Below are 16945 nucleotides of genomic sequence, written 5' to 3'. Positions count from 1 at the left end.
GCTCACCCTCTCACGAACATTGCGTCGAACCTGGCTTCTGTCATTTCAGCGTCTTGGGTATCCTCGACCTCGGGCTCGTCGCGGCCACCGAACACGGCGCGCAGGATGGAATCGATCATGTCGCCACGCCCGTTCAGACCGATCAGGATGGCGTTCACGTCCGACTTGAGGGCCTGGTCCTCAGTCCAGCCGAGCCAGCCAAGGGCTTTCTCGGCCAGATCATCGTAGTACTCGGCAAGGCTTATCCGTTTTGCTGAGGGTCCTCAGATCCCTCTCCTCCCGACATCGGCCGCCCGCCATTGGCGATGATTGTCAGATAGGTGGAGACCGGCCCGATCAGATCTGTGAGGCCGGTTCGATAAACCCGGTTCGGCACTTCCTTGGCCTCGTTGCCAGTCAGACCGAGGCCGAGCGTGACAACGGCGACGATGGTGTCGAAATCGTATTGCCCGACCGCACGAACGGCGCCGGAAATGCCGCCGCTCTGGCGCGAAATGGACTGCGCCGCCTGCAATGAGGGGCGAAGCGTCACCTTCTCGCCGTCGAGCTCGATATCGACATTCCCGGCGCCCAATGCTGGCTTGCTCATGCCTTCTTCTCCGGTTCGACCTTGGGCGCCTTGATCGGCGTCCCGGTTGCCTCGAAGAGCGACGGCATGGCCTTGGCCTCGGCATGGGTAAGTTCGAGCTCGACGTGATTGCCGGGGGCGAGAAGGTATTCCTGGCCCTTATGGGAGAGCTTCTGAGCCTCGGTGCCGCGATTGAACACTTTCATGGTGACCTCCTATCAGCCCAGCGCCGCGACGCGGACATAGTTGGTGTTGGGTAGCACGGTGCAGTTGAGCATCTGGGCATTGTTCGCGCCGCCCATGCCTTCCTCGGCGCCCGCCACCATGCCCATGAACAGCCGTTCCGGACCGGTCGGAACAGTCGTGGCGGTGTGGACACCAGACTGCGTCCCAGTCGTGGTGATCTCGGTGCCACCCTTGGTTGCGGAAAGCGTGAACGTGTCGGCGTCCGGAACAGCCTTGACCAAGTATTCCGTGCCGGCGACGAGGCCGGTCGGCAGAGCGCCCGTAGTCGAGAACTTGACCTTAGTACCGGCCACGAGACCGTGCGCGGTCCATGTCACGACACCAGGCGCGGCGATCGTGATGGTAGCGGCCGCGGATTTCGGGATCGGGGCGCCATTCAGAACGATGCGGAACGGGTAATTGTAGTCGGTCTGCTCCGCCGCGATCATCGCCAACTGGCCGGGATCATTGACGTTCAGAGCGAAATTGTCGGAACGCTGCGGGGCTTGTCGCGATCCCTTCCAGTTGTAGGTGCGCCGGCGGTTGAGCAGCGTGACAGAGTTGCCCTGGGCGGCATCGCCGGAATTGCCCATCGTCTCGTACTGGCCGACCTCGATCCATGACACGCTGGCGAAATCAGCCTCGACGACATCGACATCGGGGACGTCGATGGGCGCGGAACCGATATAGAAGCGGCTGCCCGCCACAGGGGACACTTTAATAGGCATTGCTGCCTCCTTTTCAGTTTAGGTGGGGTGCCCTCGCCAGGGGCGGCTTATGGCGTCAGGCAAAAGCTTCGTAAGAAACCGTCACCGGCGTCTGCCAATGGGTATCGTCAGCTATGGGCTGGGCGACGTCCGGGGCTTTGGTCACCCGCAGTGATATCGCCCCGTATGGCATCTGGAGATCGGTCGGGAACCACGCCGCCACGTGCCCTGATATCTCCGCTGCGACCGACGCGTCCTGGTTCTTCTTGGCGAAGACATCGATCTGGAGGAGGCCAATCCGCTGGTGAGGATCGGTTGAGCCGATGAACAGCCGGCGGTTGATGTTCGGCACGTGGGTGACGCGTAGGTATCCGGTGATCGGCTTGGTGAAATCCTCGTTTGGCCATGCGATCGGCAGGACTGGCGACAACGTGAGGGTCTGCACCCGGCCTTTCAGCGCTAGCCATATCTGGGTTTCGGTACTCGGCATGTCAGAGCCCCAGCCTGCGCTTCACTTCGGCCGCCTTGGCCTCGACAATCATGACCCAGCGCTGCGCAACCAGCGTCACCCAAGGCCGCGGTGTCGTGCCGTTGGCGCCATAGTGGACATAGGCTGCATAGTTTGCCGTGTAGCCGAGATAGATCGTGTCGCCGAGATCAGCGCCATTGATGACCAAGATGACGTCGCCTAGATCGGCCGGCACTGGTGCGCCGGGATTGTTTCGCGACAGCGTCGGCATTGCCGAAGTCGACGCCATCAGCGAGGCCCGGAGGAAGCCGGTGCGCTTGTACCCTGGCGGCTGCGGCTTCGCGTAGACCTCGTCGGCGAGAAGCTGATCGAGTTGCGAAACAAGCTCTTGCGCCGATTCCTTGAACACGATCTCCAGCGCGTTGGGCACTTTGGCGCACCAGTCGCCGACGGTTGCGGCAAAAGACGCCATCACCGCACCAGCTGGGCGACGAAATCGATCTTGTATTCTGCGAAGCACTTGCATCCGAGCGTGTGCCTGGTCGGCACGCCGGGTGCATGCGGATACGGGATAGACGTGCCGTCTGGCGCCGTAAAGGACTGATCGAACGGCACCACCTGCCCCTGCATGGCGACGTGCTGCATTCGAGGGTGCTCCTGCGGCGTGTGCTTCCAGCCCTTCGTGACCACATCGGCCCGAAGATTGCCCTTCTCCATCTGCTGGCGAAACGCGATGTCTTTCGAGGCGCCCAAGGCAGCGAAGGTCTCATGCAGGCCAATGGTGTCGGCTCTCAGCTTCAACAAGCTGTCAGCGTAGCGGCCGGTGATCCTGTCGACCATGGCGGCCGGGACTGTCTTGCCGTCGGCGGTCGCCTTGGCCACGGTCTTGTCGAACCGCTTGTCGCGCCGCTTCCGCTCAAGATAGTTCCTCATCTGCGCCGGATCGCCGGATAGCAGTTCCTCGCGCGCGGTGGCCACGAATGAGGCCTGCGGACCCGCCAGGCCGATGATGCCGCCCTCTCGCCGCCCGGTGACGGTGGAAACGCGACCGACGACCGCAACAGCCGTCTTGGTCGGATTGTCGCCTCGGCTTAAGCCTGTCTCCAGCGCCGTCCTGATCGCGGTCTGCTGGTCCTGCACGATGCCGGTGACCAGTTGCGTTGAATGAGCCTGTAGCCACTGCTCGGCCGCCAGATTGCGCGGATCCCAGCGCACCACGATGCGGTGGCCGGACGGATCGCGAAGTGTTGGCATGCCCTCGACAGTCGCCACTCCGCCGCCGTTGAAAGCCGCCCGGATCGCCTCATCCAGCGGCCGGAAGGCGGTCGGGTCAAGGTGCATTGCCGCGATCGCGCCGTTGATGTCTCCTCGCTCCAGGCGCTCCACGATCCGGCGCAGGACGATGTTGCTGGTGATGTCGTCGATCGCTTCCATGAAGGCGGCGCGAACAGCCGGCTCGAATTGCGAGACGAGGATATCGAAGCGCTGACGAGGGGTGAGGCGGACGAGCATCGATCAGCCCGCCACGAAAGCGATATACGCGACCACGGTCCCTGCCGGCGGGATCGGGCGCAGATCCTTCATCGCCAGTTCTGCACCGTCGAGGACGAGCAGGTCGGTCATGACGGGCATAACGGCAGGCACGGCGAACGTGACCTGGTTGTCGGTAGCCACGATGAGCGTCCCGTCGACATATTTCTGCGAGACACGGCGCACCGCGGCATCGAGCGGCCATGTCGTCACCGTCGGCTCAACCGGCACCCATGGCTGGTCAGGATCGACAACGCCGGGCGTCTCGCGCTTCAACTGCACGGTGCCCTGCCCTAGCCCGCCGTCAGCGTCTGGCTGGAGCAGTTCGGTGACCATCTCGGCCATGTCGTCATAGAAACCGGCCATTCACACCACCATGATGGCCGGCAGGCCATACACTGGCCCGATCAGCGGGGCCAACAGGCCCTCGATGATGGTCGAGACAGGCGCGTCAGGCGCGAAGATGTTGCCATCGTCGGTCGGCTCGAAGAACTCGCGCTCGATGCCCTCGACCTTCTGGCGCTTAACCTTCTTGGACGGGTCGAACGAGATCGACAGCGATCCCGGCTTCTTCAATTCGATGTAGGCCGCCTCATAGCTGGCCTGCTCAACCCTTGTCGGGATCAGGTCGGACGCGAGCGCGGCGCCATAGGCGGTTGCGCCGGTGCGCGGCCATTCCCGTTCCTGGGCAATGCCACCCGTCGGCTGGCCCGAAAACCGCAGCCCATATGTGCCGTCGATGTAGGCGCTGCCCCGCTGCCGCAGAGCAGCAAACGGGGCATCCGCCGCATAGGTATAGCCGGCCGCGTCCCAATATGCCTTGAGGGCGTCATCGGTCCCGTAGCCGGCCATGGTACTATTCGCCTTTCGAGGCGTCGATGAAGGCGGTCTTGTCCTCGTCGCTCATGGCGTTGAAGGCGTCCGCATCGGCCTTGTTGAGGCCGGACAGAAGCAGATCATCGCCCTTCACGACGTTGAACTTGCCGCCGCCGTGATGGACGGCCTTGGCCGTATCGTCGGTCTGCGCGGCTTTGGTCTTGCCGCCCTCGAAGCCGAACCAGCCGGTGCCCTTGGCAACCTTCAGTTCAGCATCCGACAGATCGACATCGACGGTCTGGCCCGGCTCGACAAGAACCGGACCATCCTTGGTGTTGAGACCGCGAGGGCCAGCCTGGGTGTTGGTGACTTTCATCATCGCCTCCTCAGACGCCGTCGAGATAGCGGATCGATTTCGGCCGACGGATGTCGACGCCGCCGAGACGGAAGATGCCGGGAACATCGAACTTGATCGGCCCGGTCTGCCACGCCGGGAGGAAGCGGAACGGCATCGGCATGTGGAACTTCAACACCTCCGGCGAGCGGCGATAGGCAACCATGCGCTTGGTGCTGCCGGCGCCCGACGCGTCGAGGTAGCCGAACATGCCGCGGACGGTGAGCGGCTGGCCGGTCACCAGCGTATAGATGTTGTTCTTCATCACCCATTCGAGGATCGTGGTCTGGTTCACCGCGTCGATGCGGCGCGTCGAGATGTCGAGCAGCACCGAATACGGCAGGAGGATGGTGTCCGCGATCTCCGCGCCCAGCGTGCCGGTGAAGATGCCGGTGAGCTGGCCGTTGATGTCGCGCAGGATCTGGTCGGGCGTTTTCGACGCGAAGGTCGTGGCCGAACCCGTACCGTCCGCCGGCGCCGTGGTTGCCGTCGGCGTGGTGGAGTTGACCAGACCCAGGAAGCCCTTCCCGGCATCGCCGACGAAGGCAACGCTGTCGATCTTCTCCTCGGCGATGCGGCGCGCGGCCGAAGCCTTGTCGTTCGACAGGTTCATCCCGAGCAGCTGGGCGGTGCCCAGTTCCTCGAGATTGTAGCCGTAGCCGATCGCCGCCATGGAGACGGTCGTCTCGAACTTCTCGCGGGTCAGCTCGACCTTGGGCACGTCGTGCGCATTGCCGTTGAACCACTGCGCCTGGCCGACCGAGTCCATCGAGAAGTAGGTGACGGACTGGATCCATTCCGGGGCGGAGGTGTCGACCGGGACCAGGGACGGATACTGGATGTCCTGATACCGGATCGCGTAGACCGTCGGCTCGATGAGCGTGGCCTGACGGATAAGGAAGCTCATCGCGACTTGCTGAGCGTCATGCATGATGTGTGCGTTCATTGTGGCCGCTCCTGTTAGCCGAGGCGCAGCGCAGCGAGGCCGGCACCGGCGGTGCTGGTATCCCACTGAGCATTGGCGATGAGGGTGTTGGACGTCGAGACATTCGTGAGAACGCCCGTCGCCGGCACGTAGTAGACGGGATCGCCGACGGCGACCGCGACCGAAGCCTGGACGACGATGACGCCCTTCTTCATGATTGCCGCTGTGGCGTACTGCTCGTACTTGCCAGTCGGCTGCGTCGCATCCAGAACCGCGATGCCGCAGAACTTGACGGTGGCCTCGCTGTCCACGACCTGGTTGTCAGCCGTGCCCTGGACCGCGACCTTGCCGAAGCCGATGCCTTCCGCGTCCTCGCAAAGGCGGGACACGATATCGGACGGCTCCATGTTGAGGACCATGCCCTCGATCCAGCGCGCATGCTGGGCGCTATAGGTAGTCTGGACTGCCGGCATGATTAGGCCTCCTTCTTGTTCTGCCAGGCCGTGGCGAGATGATCGGTCATGGCCTGGTGGGCGGTGGCGACAGTGCCGGCCGCGTCATTGGTCTGGAGGCCGTTCTGCACGACCTGGCGGAACGGATCGGCGCCACCGATCTTCTTCGCCGCGTCCTCGACAAGAATGTCGAAGCGGGCGTCGATGTAGGCGTCGGCCTTGTCCTTGACCGCGGCATCGCCGAGCGCAGCGGTGACGGCGGCCTTGCGGATGGCGCCGTCGGACAGACCATCGGTCTTGACGTCCTTGGCGATCGCCTTGGCCTTCGTGATCAGGTCGGCGCGGGCCGCGACACGCTTGTCGAGATCGGCATCCGACAGCACCTTGGCGATGGCGGCGTCGCGTTCGGCGTGGGCCTTGGCGAGGTCGGCATCCTTGGCCGCAAGAGCGGTCTGGTGCTTCGTTTCGGCATCGGCGAGCTTGGCCGCCGAGCACTGCAAGTCCGCGAGCAGCTTGGAAATGGCCTGGGCGCCCTGATCGGTGGTGGTCACCGACAGTCCGTCCACGACCACAGTGCGAAGTGCATCACTCATGGTGATGGTCTCCTTGTCAGTGGTTGAAATCGGGGCGGCGCCCCATGGTCCCACACCGTCACCGATGCGAGCTTTTGAACCGGCCCGGGCCCGATCGACGAGCGCCAGGTGGTTGATCTTGATGCCGCGCTGCTGCGCGTCGAATGCCTCGCCGTCGGCAGTCACACCGGGCGTGAAGTCCAGATCGCAGGTGTAGCCGGCGGAGAGCTCGCGCTTTCCATCCATCACCGACTTGATGGCGGCCGCGTCCTTGAGGATCAGCGGCAGCATGACCCACTGGCCGTCCTGCTTGGCGGCAGTGCTGACCTCGCCGACCGAAAGCGCCTTCCAGTTCTCGGCCGTCACCTCCTCGTCGGGGTGATCGACGGTGATCGGAGCGTGGGAGAACGACTGGAGGCTGTCTTGGGCAAAAACCTGATCGGCGGCGCGGTAGACGCGCACAACCTCCTGATCCGGCTTGCCGACCTCATGTCCCGCGTAAAGCTGGATGCCGGTGCGCACGGCGCGCGCGGTGGCGACTAGGTAGCCGTCAGCGGTCTGGCGCGTCCCCGCGACAGATACTTTGTCGATGAATTGCATGGATAACTCTCGGATTAGCCGCGCCAGCGCGAAGGAAATCGTGCAGCCTCTCCATTGCCAACAAAAGGAGATTCGGGATGGCGGGCTACAAATACGGTGAATACCTAACGGAGGAAGACAGCGTCGCATACGACAATGAATGGTCCCCAGGGTCGGCGCCACCGAACTCTGGGATATACAGGTGTAAGAACTGCGGGGATGAGATCGCGGCCAATAAGGGCAATCCACTTCCTCCTCAGAACCATCATCAGCACGCGAACAAGTCGCCTATTGTCTGGCGGTTACTCATCCACGCCAAGCAAAAGGGATAGAGTGGTTAAGCCGTGATGTGCTTCACCGTCCACATCACGGCTTCTTCCACCTTCGTCTTCGCCAGGGACAATTCACGGCTGTTGCCGAGTGCAGCGATCCGGTCATGGAATGCGAGGCCCATGTCCTTGATCTCCTGCATGGCGGTCTTCTCCTCATCAGAGAGAACGCGATAGGCGTGGCGCATGGTATTGTTCACGGTGCGCTCGTCGGATGTGCTGCTGACGGTCTTGACTTTGTTGCCGGCATCGACGGTTTCATGGGTCATCAGTCAATCCTCACTTCTTCAAAGATTTCCGGCCCAAGCACGATCTTGCCCTGGTAAGGCTCGACCTTATTCAAGTCGACTTCGCCGCCGATCTGGATGGAAATGTGCGGCTGATAGTCGGGCCAATCCCACGACGCGCCCATTTCCCTGATCTCGCGGTTGCGCCAGACAAGTTCATTGGCCGTGATCAGAAGGGCGATGTATTTGCCGTCCGGCCCAAGCCTGTCCATCTGGCGCGGTCCTCCGGCTGCGATATCCAGCTTTTCCGACCAAGACTGGCCGACCTTGAACCAATCGACCGGCGTGCGGCTGTAGGCAATGGTCACATGCAGGTCGGGCACAATGTCGGTGAAGCCCTGCGCCTTGGCCCAGCGGACGATCTCAGCGCGGTTCACCACATCCCGGCGCACATACAGGGTGCGCGGCGCGGCATCGTTGGCGGCCTTACGCTCTGGTGGCGCCGCAACAGCCGCGGCCGCGATATCTTCCTCGCTAGGCTCCTGCTCGGCCAGCGTGCCGAATTCCTCGATCGCCGCTTCCAAGCCAGGCAACGAGCCATCCTCGACGAAGGCGTTGACCAGCGCCTCGCTGAGCGCATCGATCGGCAGCAGCGGTGATTGACCATTTCCACCAGCGAGAGCGCGCGCCGCATCCGACTTCGTCTTGAAGACGTCGGCTTTCTCCTTCTCCGACATGCCCCAGAGCGGCGCCCACTCGTAATAGACATCGGCCGGGCGCGAGCCGAGCGCGGACCTGATCAAGCACTCGTCCAGCCGGTGCATCGCAGGCGTCATCTCGACCTGCTGCATGGCGGAGAGGCGATCATAGTAGTTGCGCAGGTCCGATTCGCCGGTGGCGTTCATTCCCGCCGGGGCTTGGCCCAGCAGACGGGTAGCGGGAATGTCTGCCGCGCCGGACACGATCTGCAAGAACCGGTCGAGCACGTCGGGCAGCGTGGCGAAGGATGCCGACTTCTGCTCGTATTCCTCTTCCTTGTCGAGGAGCAGGGTACCGTTGATGCCCTTGGCCGTGTTGGCGAGGGTGTATCGCTCGAGGATCTTGGCCTTGTAGTCCTCGTTGGCGAGGCTCGCCATGAAGTTCGGCACCTTGATGATGTCGATCTTCGCTTCGAACACCAGCGAGGCGATATTTGCCGCGGTGCCATCGGCCTGCTTGATCGCGTCCATCACGGATTGGAGCACGCTATCGCCCCAAGACAACTGGCCTTCGACCAGATCGATATCCGGCTGCGCATTGCCCTGGAAGATGACCAGCCGCGACGGGTGTATCTGGACCTGCGCAGTTGTACCGGCGGTCAGCGTGTAGAATTTCGGCTGGCCGTAGAACTCAGACGCCGGGTCGCGGTCGATCTCGCCGGCGCTCAACTGGCGGCGCGACAGAACGGTGAGGTATTTGACCCCTCCCTTGCCGATACGCTCGATCTCGAGCGGCGCGGCTAGATCAGCGTCACCGGTCCCGATATGGATTGCAGCGCCACCCCAGAGCCTGGCCCTTACCTTGGCCTCGAACACCTTGCCGCGAACATTAAGCCGGTTCTCTTCCGCCTCGATCGGTTCGATGACGTTTCCCTCGGCCTGCCAGTCGCGCCATGCGCGGACGGCATCAAAGGCCGGGATGTCGACGATCTTTCTTGGCAGCCAAGCCGTTCGGTAGGCGTTGAGCAGTTCCGCATCCGACAGCGGCGTGAACGCGTAATAGCTCGACGCCGCCTTGTCCCGACCCGTCCCCATGCGGGAAACGAGGTTGGTCAGGCTGTCCCTGGCAAGCGTGATGATGTTGCCAGCCATCAGATATGCGCCAACGTGAAGGTCGAGCCGTCGAGCATCAACTCAGTCAACGCCCAGACCAGCGCATCGGCGCGATCGGGCGAACCCTCTCCGACATAGCCCTCCGGTGCGATGAGACACATCTGATCTTCCAATTCTGGCATTGAGCCGACGTGTGAAACCCGGCCCTGCTCATAAAGTGCGGCCACCGGCTCGGCTCTCGCGACCTTGCCGCGCGATGCCGTCACTTCCTTGTAGGGAACGGTCGCATCGATGGTCTTGATGACGTGCTCGACCATGGCGCCGCCGAAATTGCGCTCCGCCACGATCCTGTCGGCCTTCACCTTGTCTGGCGTCCGCGACCAGCGGCCATGATATGCATCGACAGATCGGCGCCCCCAGCCGTCAGGAGATAGCTTGCATGTCCTGTCAGCCAGGACGTAAGCGCGCCCATCAACACCTCTGCCGGCCACGACAATGCCGATTTCATCGCCGTCATCGCTTTGCCCCTTGGTGCCTGATGGGTCGACCGCTACCACCACCCGCTGGAGATCAGGGAAGTCGCGGAGGCGGTTCTTATCGATCGCATCGCGGGTCCACAGCGCTCCAGGCAGATCGTCGAGGATCTCGGCGTTCAGTTCCTGCCGGCCGAGCCTGGTGCCCTCGTATTTGTCCTTGATCGCCTTCAGGAAGGTCGGCGCAAGGTTGCCGGCATTGTCGAAGGTCGATCCCTTCGTCAGCACCGTATGCGCGTCCTTGGCGATTTCCTTGATCAGCGGCAGAGGCTTCGGCGTCGTCGTGATGCATGTGCGCGGCCGATCGCCGAGACGCAGGCCGAACATAGCCATGTCCCAGGTCTCACGAAGATACTTCCATGCCGCCAGTTCATCGCACCACAGCACGTCATGCTGGGGACCGCGAAGGCGTTCCGGCTCCTCCGCTGAGAAGAGCGTCGCAATCGCCCCGTTCGCCCATGTCAGCCGCCGCTTGGACGGCTCATAGGACGGACGGCCGAGTAGATCGCCATCTAATGTCTTGTCGCCGGCCCAGCACACGGCAAGGATGCCGCTTTCGCCCTCGACCATCACGTCTCGAGCGTCTGATGCCGTCGGTGCTATGAGGCCAAGGCGTGAGGCACCAGCCTTGATCTGCTCCCTCGCCCACTCGGCACCGCATCGCGTCTTGCCAAATCCGCGGCCAGCGAGAACAAGCCATGTCTGCCAATCACCACTCGGGGCGATCTGGTTCGGCCGGGCGAGAAACCTCCAATCATGGAGCAGGCTTTCGCACTCGTCGTCAGTGAGGCTTGCGAGCGCTGCCTGTATCTGCTCCGGCGCCAGCCTGGCGAGCGATGAGACGTTCAAGCTTCGACCTCGCGTCCGTCACTGTCACATCGACCGTCACGGACGAATTGATGTCCTGCCGGTCGGTCTGGTCGAGGATGTTCTTGCCGAGGAAGATGGCCATGCCGGCGTTCTTCGCAGCCAAGGCGAACTGCGTCCGGCGGAGTGAGACCTTGCCCTGCTCCTTGCCGACCTCCAGCGCTTCGCCGATCTCGGGATGCCGCTGCATGGTGGCAATGAAGGTTTGATGCGACACACCAAGGACGGCAGCGCATTCCCGCGTCGTCGCCTGGATCTTGCCGAGACCGAGTATCGTCTTCAGCGTCTTGGCATCAGGCTCTATCGCCGGCGGCCTGCCTCCCTTGTTCGGGGAGGCCTTGGCCTTTTTATTGCTGGTCAAGAAACCCTCTGCTTTCTTGCGCATGGTGGCTTTTGGTGGTTTGGTGCCCGCCTTCACTTGGGAGGGGAACCATGGCCGCCACGAAAGACGATTGGAACAAATTCCGAGCCGAGCTTGTCGAAAACCTCGAAGACGAGCGCCGGTTCATCGCAAACGCCGAAGCCGGCATCACCAGCATGTGGACCATCGACCCAACCAAGGGCCGAGTTGACATGACCGCCGCCCATGTTGAGAGGTCGAAGCGGTCAGTTGCGGCTCTTGAGGGCGTGATCGCTACAATAGATCGCGACCACTTGGCCTAGGCCGCCTTCCGCCGCTGCGCTTCCCGCTGCCGGCGCATCTCATTGCGCTTGGCGGCCCAAGAGAAATCGTCATTTTCGGATGAGAGGATCTTGGCGAAGGCGCCGTCGGCGATCCATGAATTGAGGTGGTCTCGTTCTCCCGCATCTTCTGCGAGCGTAGCCGAAACATCGCTGATTTCATGGGTGTGGTGCAACAGCCTGATTTCGGCCGTTTCGCTATTCTGCGACGTCCTGCGGGCGAGAATGGCTGAAATTTGCTGCAAGGCGCGGTTTTTCCGATCTCGACCAGTGTTCGGATGGATGCCTTCGACCTTGAAACACCAGCGCCGAAACGACTTGCCGCCGACCTTAGATCGAGCCCAGGCAAGCAGGGCGCGACGTTCCTTCTCGTTGCCGACGGCGAGCAGCCATTCGTGCAGCGCCTCCAGTTCGCTGAGCTCCTGCGCCGTGGGCATGATGCCGATGCGCTCCCAGAACGCCTTGCGCTCGTCTGCCAGCGGATCGGCCTTCGGGTCGAGCTTGTCGCCGACCTCTTTGCGCCAGCCGAGCTTGTCCGTGTAGGTGTGCACATATGGCAGCTGCTGCGCACGAAGCGCCGCCGGCCCGATGTGCTCATGGCTGGCACGCTCGATCTCAGCCTGGCGGATGAAGCGCTCCGCGATCTCACCGATGTTCATGGCGCGCTTCCTTTTCCTGGCTGTTCTGCTCCTCGCCGCCGTCCGTCCGGTTGATTGTCACCGTGCACGTAATCAGGGTGTTCCAGTCCGGGCCGTGCTCAATGACGTTATGGAGCTCGGAAATTTCTTCCAAAAAGTGCTCGATCGTGATGGGACCGTTCTGGTGGTCGTAGACGAGAACAGCTTTCCAGCGTTTGTCGCCATGAAGCGATACGACGTTACTCATGCCGAATATCTCCTGCGATCATCGAACAAATCCGGCTGGATTGCCCGCGGGCCAAATGCTTTGACCACACGCTCATATAGCATGCCGACAAGGGCAAATCTTAGTGGCACAACACCGCGAAGATCCTGAGCAATAAACTGGAGCTCGCCGACCGGGCAAGCATCCCACATGGCCAGCCAATCGCCGGCGCGGCGCTCGATGATCTCGGGGCATGCCCGCACCATGTCCGACGCGGCCCAGAACAGCACCTCGTCGAGCTGCCCCTTGTTGTTGTCGGTTTCGGCCAGCGTCGACAGGACCAGGCGCAAGTGCCCTTCCCCGTGCCGGCGCATGATCCTGGCCAGCGTTTCGACCGCGCGCGTCTCGCCCGGCTCCGGATAGCGGTGCTTCTCGACGATGCGGATGCCGAACTCGTCGCACATGGCCTGGACGCGCGGATCCAGCTTCATGCGCGCCTCCGCTCGACCTTGACCTGCCTGCCCTTGACGATGATGGCGCCCAGCGCCTGCTCCTGCTCTGCCGCGCGCTGTGCTGCCTTTTCGACATGCCATGCCGCAAGGCCGAGCACATCCTTGGCCTCCGTGACCTCGCCGCGTATCGGCGGGTTCAGGCGGAGGCGAACGTATTCCTTGGCGGCCGTCAGCGCTTGGCCGGCGGTCGGATAAGGTTCGCAGCCGGGGATGAACCGGAACGGCTGGCTATCGAACAGGCGGTATGAACCGCGATAGCCACCACGAACGGGCACAGCGTTGTATTCGGGCAGGAAGGATGTGGTCATGCCTTGTCGTCTTTCTCGTCGCGTTCTTCGCGATAGATGGCAAGCCGCAGTTCGTCACACTTTCGGATGGTCTCGATCGACGTGAGACCGCCGTTGCCGCCGCGCCCATCGACGCCCGAAACGTCGAAGGTGACGGAATCGATAAGTGCCTTGGCCGCTTTAACCAGCGCCGCTGTCATGCTTTGCCTCCAATCCTGATTTTCGCGATGGTCTCGATGGTCCTGTAGACCTCCGAGCACTTGAAGCACCGACGCTGGCGGATCTTGGCGTTCTCAGCCTTCCGCGTGTCTATGATCGTAGACAGGTCTGAGCCGCATGATGGGCAATTGAGACCGGTTGGCATTTTCATCAGTCGAACCCCTCGAATGAAGGCGGCGCCTCTTCCATCAGCGACTTGAACAGCGTGAACTCGGCTTCAAAACCGATCTGGGGCGATTGCCCGGGCTCGCCGCGCCGGCGCTTGTGGTTGATGATGGCCGCCTTGCCGCGCGATTCATCCATCTTCTGGATCATGATCTGCTTTTTGGTCAGCGCGCCGTCCTCGATCTGCTTTTGCGACAACCGCTCCGGCGGCATGGTCGGGATCATCTCGCGGAACAGCGGCTCCGGCCGGTAGAGTGAAAACCAGACGTCCAGGGCCTGCTTAATCGATCCGCCGCCGTAGGCATCGCCCATGACCGGCCGGAAGGCTGTGAATGATCCACTGGACTGCCACCGGCGTTTCCAGTCGTCATTGCGCTGGATGAGGATGACCACGGCGACGTTCAGCGTCTTGGCCAGCGCCTTCAGCCCGCGGTAGAGCGCATTGACGCGCTCGGCGAACATGTCCTTGGGATTGGGCAACGTGATCATCTTGGCGTGGTCGATGATGATCAGGTCCAGACCCTGGCTCTTGACCATGGCCTCGGCCTTGATCCTGATATCGGACAGCGTGCACTCACCAAAGCCGACGATGTAGAACGGCAGGTCGGTCGAGGTCATCATCTCCTTCTCGAGGTCGCCGGTTTCCTTCGAGTTGAGCGTGTAGGCGTCGATACGGCCCAGCGAGATATGCGACTGCTGGGCGGCGGCTTGGAGCGCGGCCTCCTCGTCGGTCACCTCGATGGAGAAGAATGCGCTCTTGAAGCCCTGAGAGGCGGCGAAGCGGCATTGCTGAAGGCTGAAGGATGTCTTGCCGCCGCCCGAATCCGACATCAGCCCGATAAGATTGCCGCGCCTGATATCGCCGAGCGCTGATGTGATCTCCGGCAGGAACCAGGGAATGCGCGAAGAGGCATCACCGCTCGACTTGGCCGCCTTGGTGACCGCGTTCGGCAAGATGACGCCATATTGCAGCGAGGCGGCGCGCTCGTTCCCTTCCCTAGCAATCCGGGTAAGTTCGTCAGCCGTCGCGCCGATGATCTTCTCCGGCGTCATATCGACGGGCATGTTGCGGGCCAGCGCGTCGAGGTCATTCGCCGCGGCGATGAGCTGGTGCCTGGCCCACATCTCGATGATGCCGCGGGCATAGTCGTAGGCGCCCGATGTCGTGACTGCCTCGGAAAACAGCCGGATCACATACTGGAACATGGTCAGTTCCCCGACCATCTCCTCGGCGGGGATATAGGGCTTGATGGTGATCGGGTTGACCGGCCGGCCCTCGGCTATCATCGTGCCCATCACCTCGTAGAGCGTTCCATGCAGCCGTTCATGGAAGTGCTGGGGTTTCAGGAACCCGGCCACGCGCCAATAGGCGTCATTGGTGTGGAGGATGGCACCAAGCAGCGCGGCCTCGGCCTCGATGGCGTCAGGCAATGGCGCTTTGAAGTCTCGGGGATGCGCGTTCATGCGACGGCCCTCGCGAATAGATCATCAGGCAGGCCGCCCCACTGGTCGGCCATCGCTTCGGCGATCCCTGCAAAGAAGCGGGAACGCTCCTTCCAACGGTTCGGGCCGGGCGAGGCGTGATGAACGCGGGGCTCGCGACCGTCGACAATGTTGGTCGGCACAAGAGGCGGGAGGTTCTTTAGCCAGAAGCACGTTCGCTTGGTCTCGCCGTGGCCGAACTGCCAAGGCTGAACCGACTGCGCCGGCTCGCGGTAGTTCTCAATCAGCACCTTGGCATGGCGATGCATGACGGGGTTCTCGACGCAAACGCGTTCGATCGGTGCATTCCAGAAGGCGGAGAACAGCGCCGCACCTTCGCGTAGCTCGCGCTGCATGTCGTCTGCTGTCCTGCCGGGCGGCGGGACCGAGAGCCAGCGAACGCCGCTGTTGCAAAGCCGGGTGCAAGGCGGGTGTGCGACCATGAGCAAGTCCCAGCCATCGCCCAAAAGGTCGCGGGCGTCGCCGACAATGTGCTTGTTGCTGCGATCCTCGGAAGGCAGGAGATCGCATGACCATGCATCATGGCCCCGATTGGCGAAGGCGCGCCGGACGGTGCCGGAATATTCGCAGGCAACTAGTATGCGAGCCATCACGCCGCCCTCGCCATCTTGAACCGCTGACAGGCCTCGCCGGCCATCGCGATGCCTACCGCTTCCGCGGCATCCGCATTCTTCACGTCGATCTTCAGAACCCGGCAGCGTTCGATCGCGGCCCGCTTCCACATGGCGCGGTCGAATCCTGGTGATCGCCCCATGCCGAGGAAATGTTTCCGCCATGTCGACGACGGAATGGTTTCCCACGGAATGCCATAGCCACCGCCGATGATGGCCACTGCGGCGCAGACCAGCCCCTCGAGCTGCAAGGCGTTGGGGTTGATGGTTTGCTCGTCGACCGGGCCGGCAAGCGTCTGGCGCGTCTTCTTGAACGACACGACATTGCGCATCGGCTGCTCGATCGCCACAAAGTCGGGGCGGTTGCCCTTGATCATGTCGCGCAACTGGCGGCCGAGCGATTCCGCCTTCTCCTCGGCATTGTCGCCGGCCGCCTTGATGAGGCCGGTCTTGATCGACGACAGTGAGGAGCCGGGCTCATACCAAGCGAACCCGGTCACTGTCGCGATGTCGAGGCCGAGGATCAGCGACATCAGGCGGCCTCATCCTTCTCGTCTTCGTCATCGAGAAAGTCCGGATCCTCGTCGCCGGCCTTAATCAATTCATCGGCCGCCGCGTCTTCCTTCTTCTTGATGCCGGCAAAGAGAGCGCCCTGCCCGTCATGCCAACCACGCGCCCATTCCTGCCCTTCGGGTGAAGCCTCGCTGTAGGGATTGGACAGGGTATCACCGCGCAGGCCCGCTTCCTCGCCGTCGCGATAGGCGCGCTCGTCCAGCGGCATGCGGTCGGTGAAGATGTCGAGTTGGGTGTTGATCGGGACACCGGCGAACCGCAGGGCCTGGCGCTCGGCTTCCTGCGCCGCCTTGATCTTGGCGAGGCCTTCCGGGGTTTGGGCCTTCTCATAAGCCTTGATTTGGTCAAGCCCATATTCGCCAAGATCGGCCTTGATGACCTTGCCAACCTGTTTGAGCTTGGCTGTTGCCGCCTTCTGCTCGGCGAGCGCGGCGAGATAGTTCTTGCGACCGATGAAGAACAGAACCTTGCGGTCAGCCTCGCCGACGTCGACGTTGTGGCCGGCCTGCGGCTCTGCTGCCTTGCGCTTTGCACTCATGGTGTTTCA

At 62.5% G+C, this 16945-nt stretch carries 27 protein-coding genes; 1 reads left to right on the top strand and 26 read right to left on the bottom strand.

What is annotated here, in order from left to right; all coding sequences use genetic code 11:
- Nucleotides 1–2: 2 nt before the first annotated feature.
- The 17 genes from FJ490_RS32535 to FJ490_RS02200 form a co-directional block, all read right to left on the bottom strand.
- Nucleotides 3–158: a hypothetical protein gene (locus tag FJ490_RS32535; RefSeq protein ID WP_181171852.1), complete on the bottom strand. Its 156-nt coding sequence runs from the start codon at nt 156–158 to the stop codon at nt 3–5.
- Nucleotides 159–241: 83 nt separating this feature from the next.
- The gene (locus FJ490_RS02280; protein WP_140767639.1) at nt 242–589 is read right to left on the bottom strand and encodes a hypothetical protein; all 348 of its coding nucleotides are present in this window, start codon (nt 587–589) and stop codon (nt 242–244) included.
- Nucleotides 586–774, bottom strand: a complete 189-nt coding sequence (locus FJ490_RS02275; RefSeq protein ID WP_140767638.1) for a hypothetical protein — start codon at nt 772–774, stop codon at nt 586–588. Before FJ490_RS02275 ends, FJ490_RS02280 begins: the two co-directional genes overlap by 4 nt.
- 12 nt (nt 775–786) lie before the next feature.
- Entirely contained in the window at nt 787–1521 is a 735-nt protein-coding gene (locus tag FJ490_RS02270; protein ID WP_140767637.1) for a hypothetical protein, read from the bottom strand.
- 55 nt (nt 1522–1576) lie between these two features.
- Nucleotides 1577–1990, bottom strand: coding sequence for a DUF4128 domain-containing protein (locus FJ490_RS02265; RefSeq protein WP_140767636.1), 414 nt, complete (start codon nt 1988–1990; stop codon nt 1577–1579).
- A gap of 1 nt (nt 1991) precedes the next feature.
- On the bottom strand, nt 1992–2441 hold the full coding sequence (locus tag FJ490_RS02260; RefSeq protein WP_246676247.1) for an HK97 gp10 family phage protein: 450 nt from the start codon (nt 2439–2441) through the stop codon (nt 1992–1994).
- Entirely contained in the window at nt 2441–3481 is a 1041-nt protein-coding gene (locus FJ490_RS02255; protein ID WP_140767635.1) for a head morphogenesis protein, read from the bottom strand. The genes FJ490_RS02260 and FJ490_RS02255 overlap by 1 nt, the downstream gene beginning before the upstream one ends.
- A 3-nt stretch (nt 3482–3484) precedes the next feature.
- Nucleotides 3485–3865 (bottom strand): hypothetical protein, encoded by a 381-nt coding sequence (locus FJ490_RS02250; RefSeq protein WP_140767634.1) that lies wholly within the window; start codon nt 3863–3865, stop codon nt 3485–3487.
- Nucleotides 3866–4351: a DnaT-like ssDNA-binding protein gene (locus FJ490_RS02245; RefSeq protein WP_140767633.1), complete on the bottom strand. Its 486-nt coding sequence runs from the start codon at nt 4349–4351 to the stop codon at nt 3866–3868.
- Between the two features lie 4 nt (nt 4352–4355).
- Nucleotides 4356–4691: a hypothetical protein gene (locus tag FJ490_RS02240; protein ID WP_140767632.1), complete on the bottom strand. Its 336-nt coding sequence runs from the start codon at nt 4689–4691 to the stop codon at nt 4356–4358.
- A 10-nt stretch (nt 4692–4701) separates the two neighbouring features.
- The gene (locus FJ490_RS02235; protein ID WP_140767631.1) at nt 4702–5655 is read right to left on the bottom strand and encodes a major capsid family protein; all 954 of its coding nucleotides are present in this window, start codon (nt 5653–5655) and stop codon (nt 4702–4704) included.
- A 14-nt stretch (nt 5656–5669) separates the two neighbouring features.
- A complete protein-coding gene (locus tag FJ490_RS02230) occupies nt 5670–6107 on the bottom strand; it encodes a DUF2190 family protein (protein WP_140547134.1) in 438 nt (145 codons plus the stop codon).
- Between the two features lie 2 nt (nt 6108–6109).
- On the bottom strand, nt 6110–7258 hold the full coding sequence (locus FJ490_RS02225) for a DUF2213 domain-containing protein (protein ID WP_140767630.1): 1149 nt from the start codon (nt 7256–7258) through the stop codon (nt 6110–6112).
- Nucleotides 7259–7574: 316 nt separating this feature from the next.
- Entirely contained in the window at nt 7575–7835 is a 261-nt protein-coding gene (locus FJ490_RS02215; RefSeq protein WP_140767628.1) for a hypothetical protein, read from the bottom strand.
- Nucleotides 7835–9643 carry a phage portal protein gene (locus FJ490_RS02210; RefSeq protein ID WP_140767627.1) on the bottom strand — a complete coding sequence of 603 codons (1809 nt, stop codon included), beginning with the start codon at nt 9641–9643 and terminating at the stop codon, nt 7835–7837. Before FJ490_RS02210 ends, FJ490_RS02215 begins: the two co-directional genes overlap by 1 nt.
- Nucleotides 9643–10986 carry a terminase family protein gene (locus FJ490_RS02205; RefSeq protein ID WP_348641008.1) on the bottom strand — a complete coding sequence of 448 codons (1344 nt, stop codon included), beginning with the start codon at nt 10984–10986 and terminating at the stop codon, nt 9643–9645. The genes FJ490_RS02210 and FJ490_RS02205 overlap by 1 nt, the downstream gene beginning before the upstream one ends.
- Entirely contained in the window at nt 10919–11422 is a 504-nt protein-coding gene (locus tag FJ490_RS02200; RefSeq protein ID WP_140767626.1) for a hypothetical protein, read from the bottom strand. The genes FJ490_RS02205 and FJ490_RS02200 overlap by 68 nt, the downstream gene beginning before the upstream one ends.
- A gap of 14 nt (nt 11423–11436) precedes the next feature.
- On the opposite strand from FJ490_RS02200, the gene FJ490_RS02195 reads away from it, so the two are divergent.
- Nucleotides 11437–11667 (top strand): hypothetical protein, encoded by a 231-nt coding sequence (locus FJ490_RS02195; protein WP_140767625.1) that lies wholly within the window; start codon nt 11437–11439, stop codon nt 11665–11667.
- Here the strand turns inward: FJ490_RS02195 and FJ490_RS02190 are convergent.
- From FJ490_RS02190 to FJ490_RS02150, 9 genes are all read right to left on the bottom strand, one after another.
- On the bottom strand, nt 11664–12344 hold the full coding sequence (locus FJ490_RS02190; protein ID WP_140767624.1) for a hypothetical protein: 681 nt from the start codon (nt 12342–12344) through the stop codon (nt 11664–11666). The two genes, FJ490_RS02195 and FJ490_RS02190, sit on opposite strands and share 4 nt — an antisense overlap.
- Nucleotides 12331–12570, bottom strand: coding sequence for a hypothetical protein (locus tag FJ490_RS02185; protein WP_023803165.1), 240 nt, complete (start codon nt 12568–12570; stop codon nt 12331–12333). The genes FJ490_RS02190 and FJ490_RS02185 overlap by 14 nt, the downstream gene beginning before the upstream one ends.
- Complete coding sequence (locus FJ490_RS02180; protein WP_181171850.1) at nt 12567–13019, bottom strand: hypothetical protein; 453 nt, start codon at nt 13017–13019, stop codon at nt 12567–12569. Before FJ490_RS02180 ends, FJ490_RS02185 begins: the two co-directional genes overlap by 4 nt.
- Nucleotides 13016–13348, bottom strand: a complete 333-nt coding sequence (locus FJ490_RS02175; RefSeq protein ID WP_140767623.1) for a hypothetical protein — start codon at nt 13346–13348, stop codon at nt 13016–13018. Before FJ490_RS02175 ends, FJ490_RS02180 begins: the two co-directional genes overlap by 4 nt.
- Complete coding sequence (locus tag FJ490_RS02170) at nt 13345–13527, bottom strand: hypothetical protein (RefSeq protein WP_140767622.1); 183 nt, start codon at nt 13525–13527, stop codon at nt 13345–13347. The genes FJ490_RS02175 and FJ490_RS02170 overlap by 4 nt, the downstream gene beginning before the upstream one ends.
- 169 nt (nt 13528–13696) lie before the next feature.
- Nucleotides 13697–15175, bottom strand: coding sequence for a DnaB-like helicase C-terminal domain-containing protein (locus FJ490_RS02165; RefSeq protein WP_140767621.1), 1479 nt, complete (start codon nt 15173–15175; stop codon nt 13697–13699).
- Nucleotides 15172–15804, bottom strand: a complete 633-nt coding sequence (locus FJ490_RS02160; protein WP_140767620.1) for a hypothetical protein — start codon at nt 15802–15804, stop codon at nt 15172–15174. The genes FJ490_RS02165 and FJ490_RS02160 overlap by 4 nt, the downstream gene beginning before the upstream one ends.
- Nucleotides 15804–16358 (bottom strand): crossover junction endodeoxyribonuclease RuvC, encoded by a 555-nt coding sequence (locus tag FJ490_RS02155; RefSeq protein WP_140767619.1) that lies wholly within the window; start codon nt 16356–16358, stop codon nt 15804–15806. Before FJ490_RS02155 ends, FJ490_RS02160 begins: the two co-directional genes overlap by 1 nt.
- Entirely contained in the window at nt 16358–16936 is a 579-nt protein-coding gene (locus tag FJ490_RS02150) for a hypothetical protein (protein ID WP_140767618.1), read from the bottom strand. Before FJ490_RS02150 ends, FJ490_RS02155 begins: the two co-directional genes overlap by 1 nt.
- Between the last annotated feature and the right edge of the window lie 9 nt (nt 16937–16945).

The sequence above is a fragment of the Mesorhizobium sp. B2-5-11 genome, assembly GCF_006440835.1.
Taxonomy (GTDB): Bacteria; Pseudomonadota; Alphaproteobacteria; order Rhizobiales; family Rhizobiaceae; genus Mesorhizobium.
The sequence above is the reverse complement of the archived record's forward strand: the minus strand, read 5'-3'. Positions and strand labels throughout refer to the sequence as shown.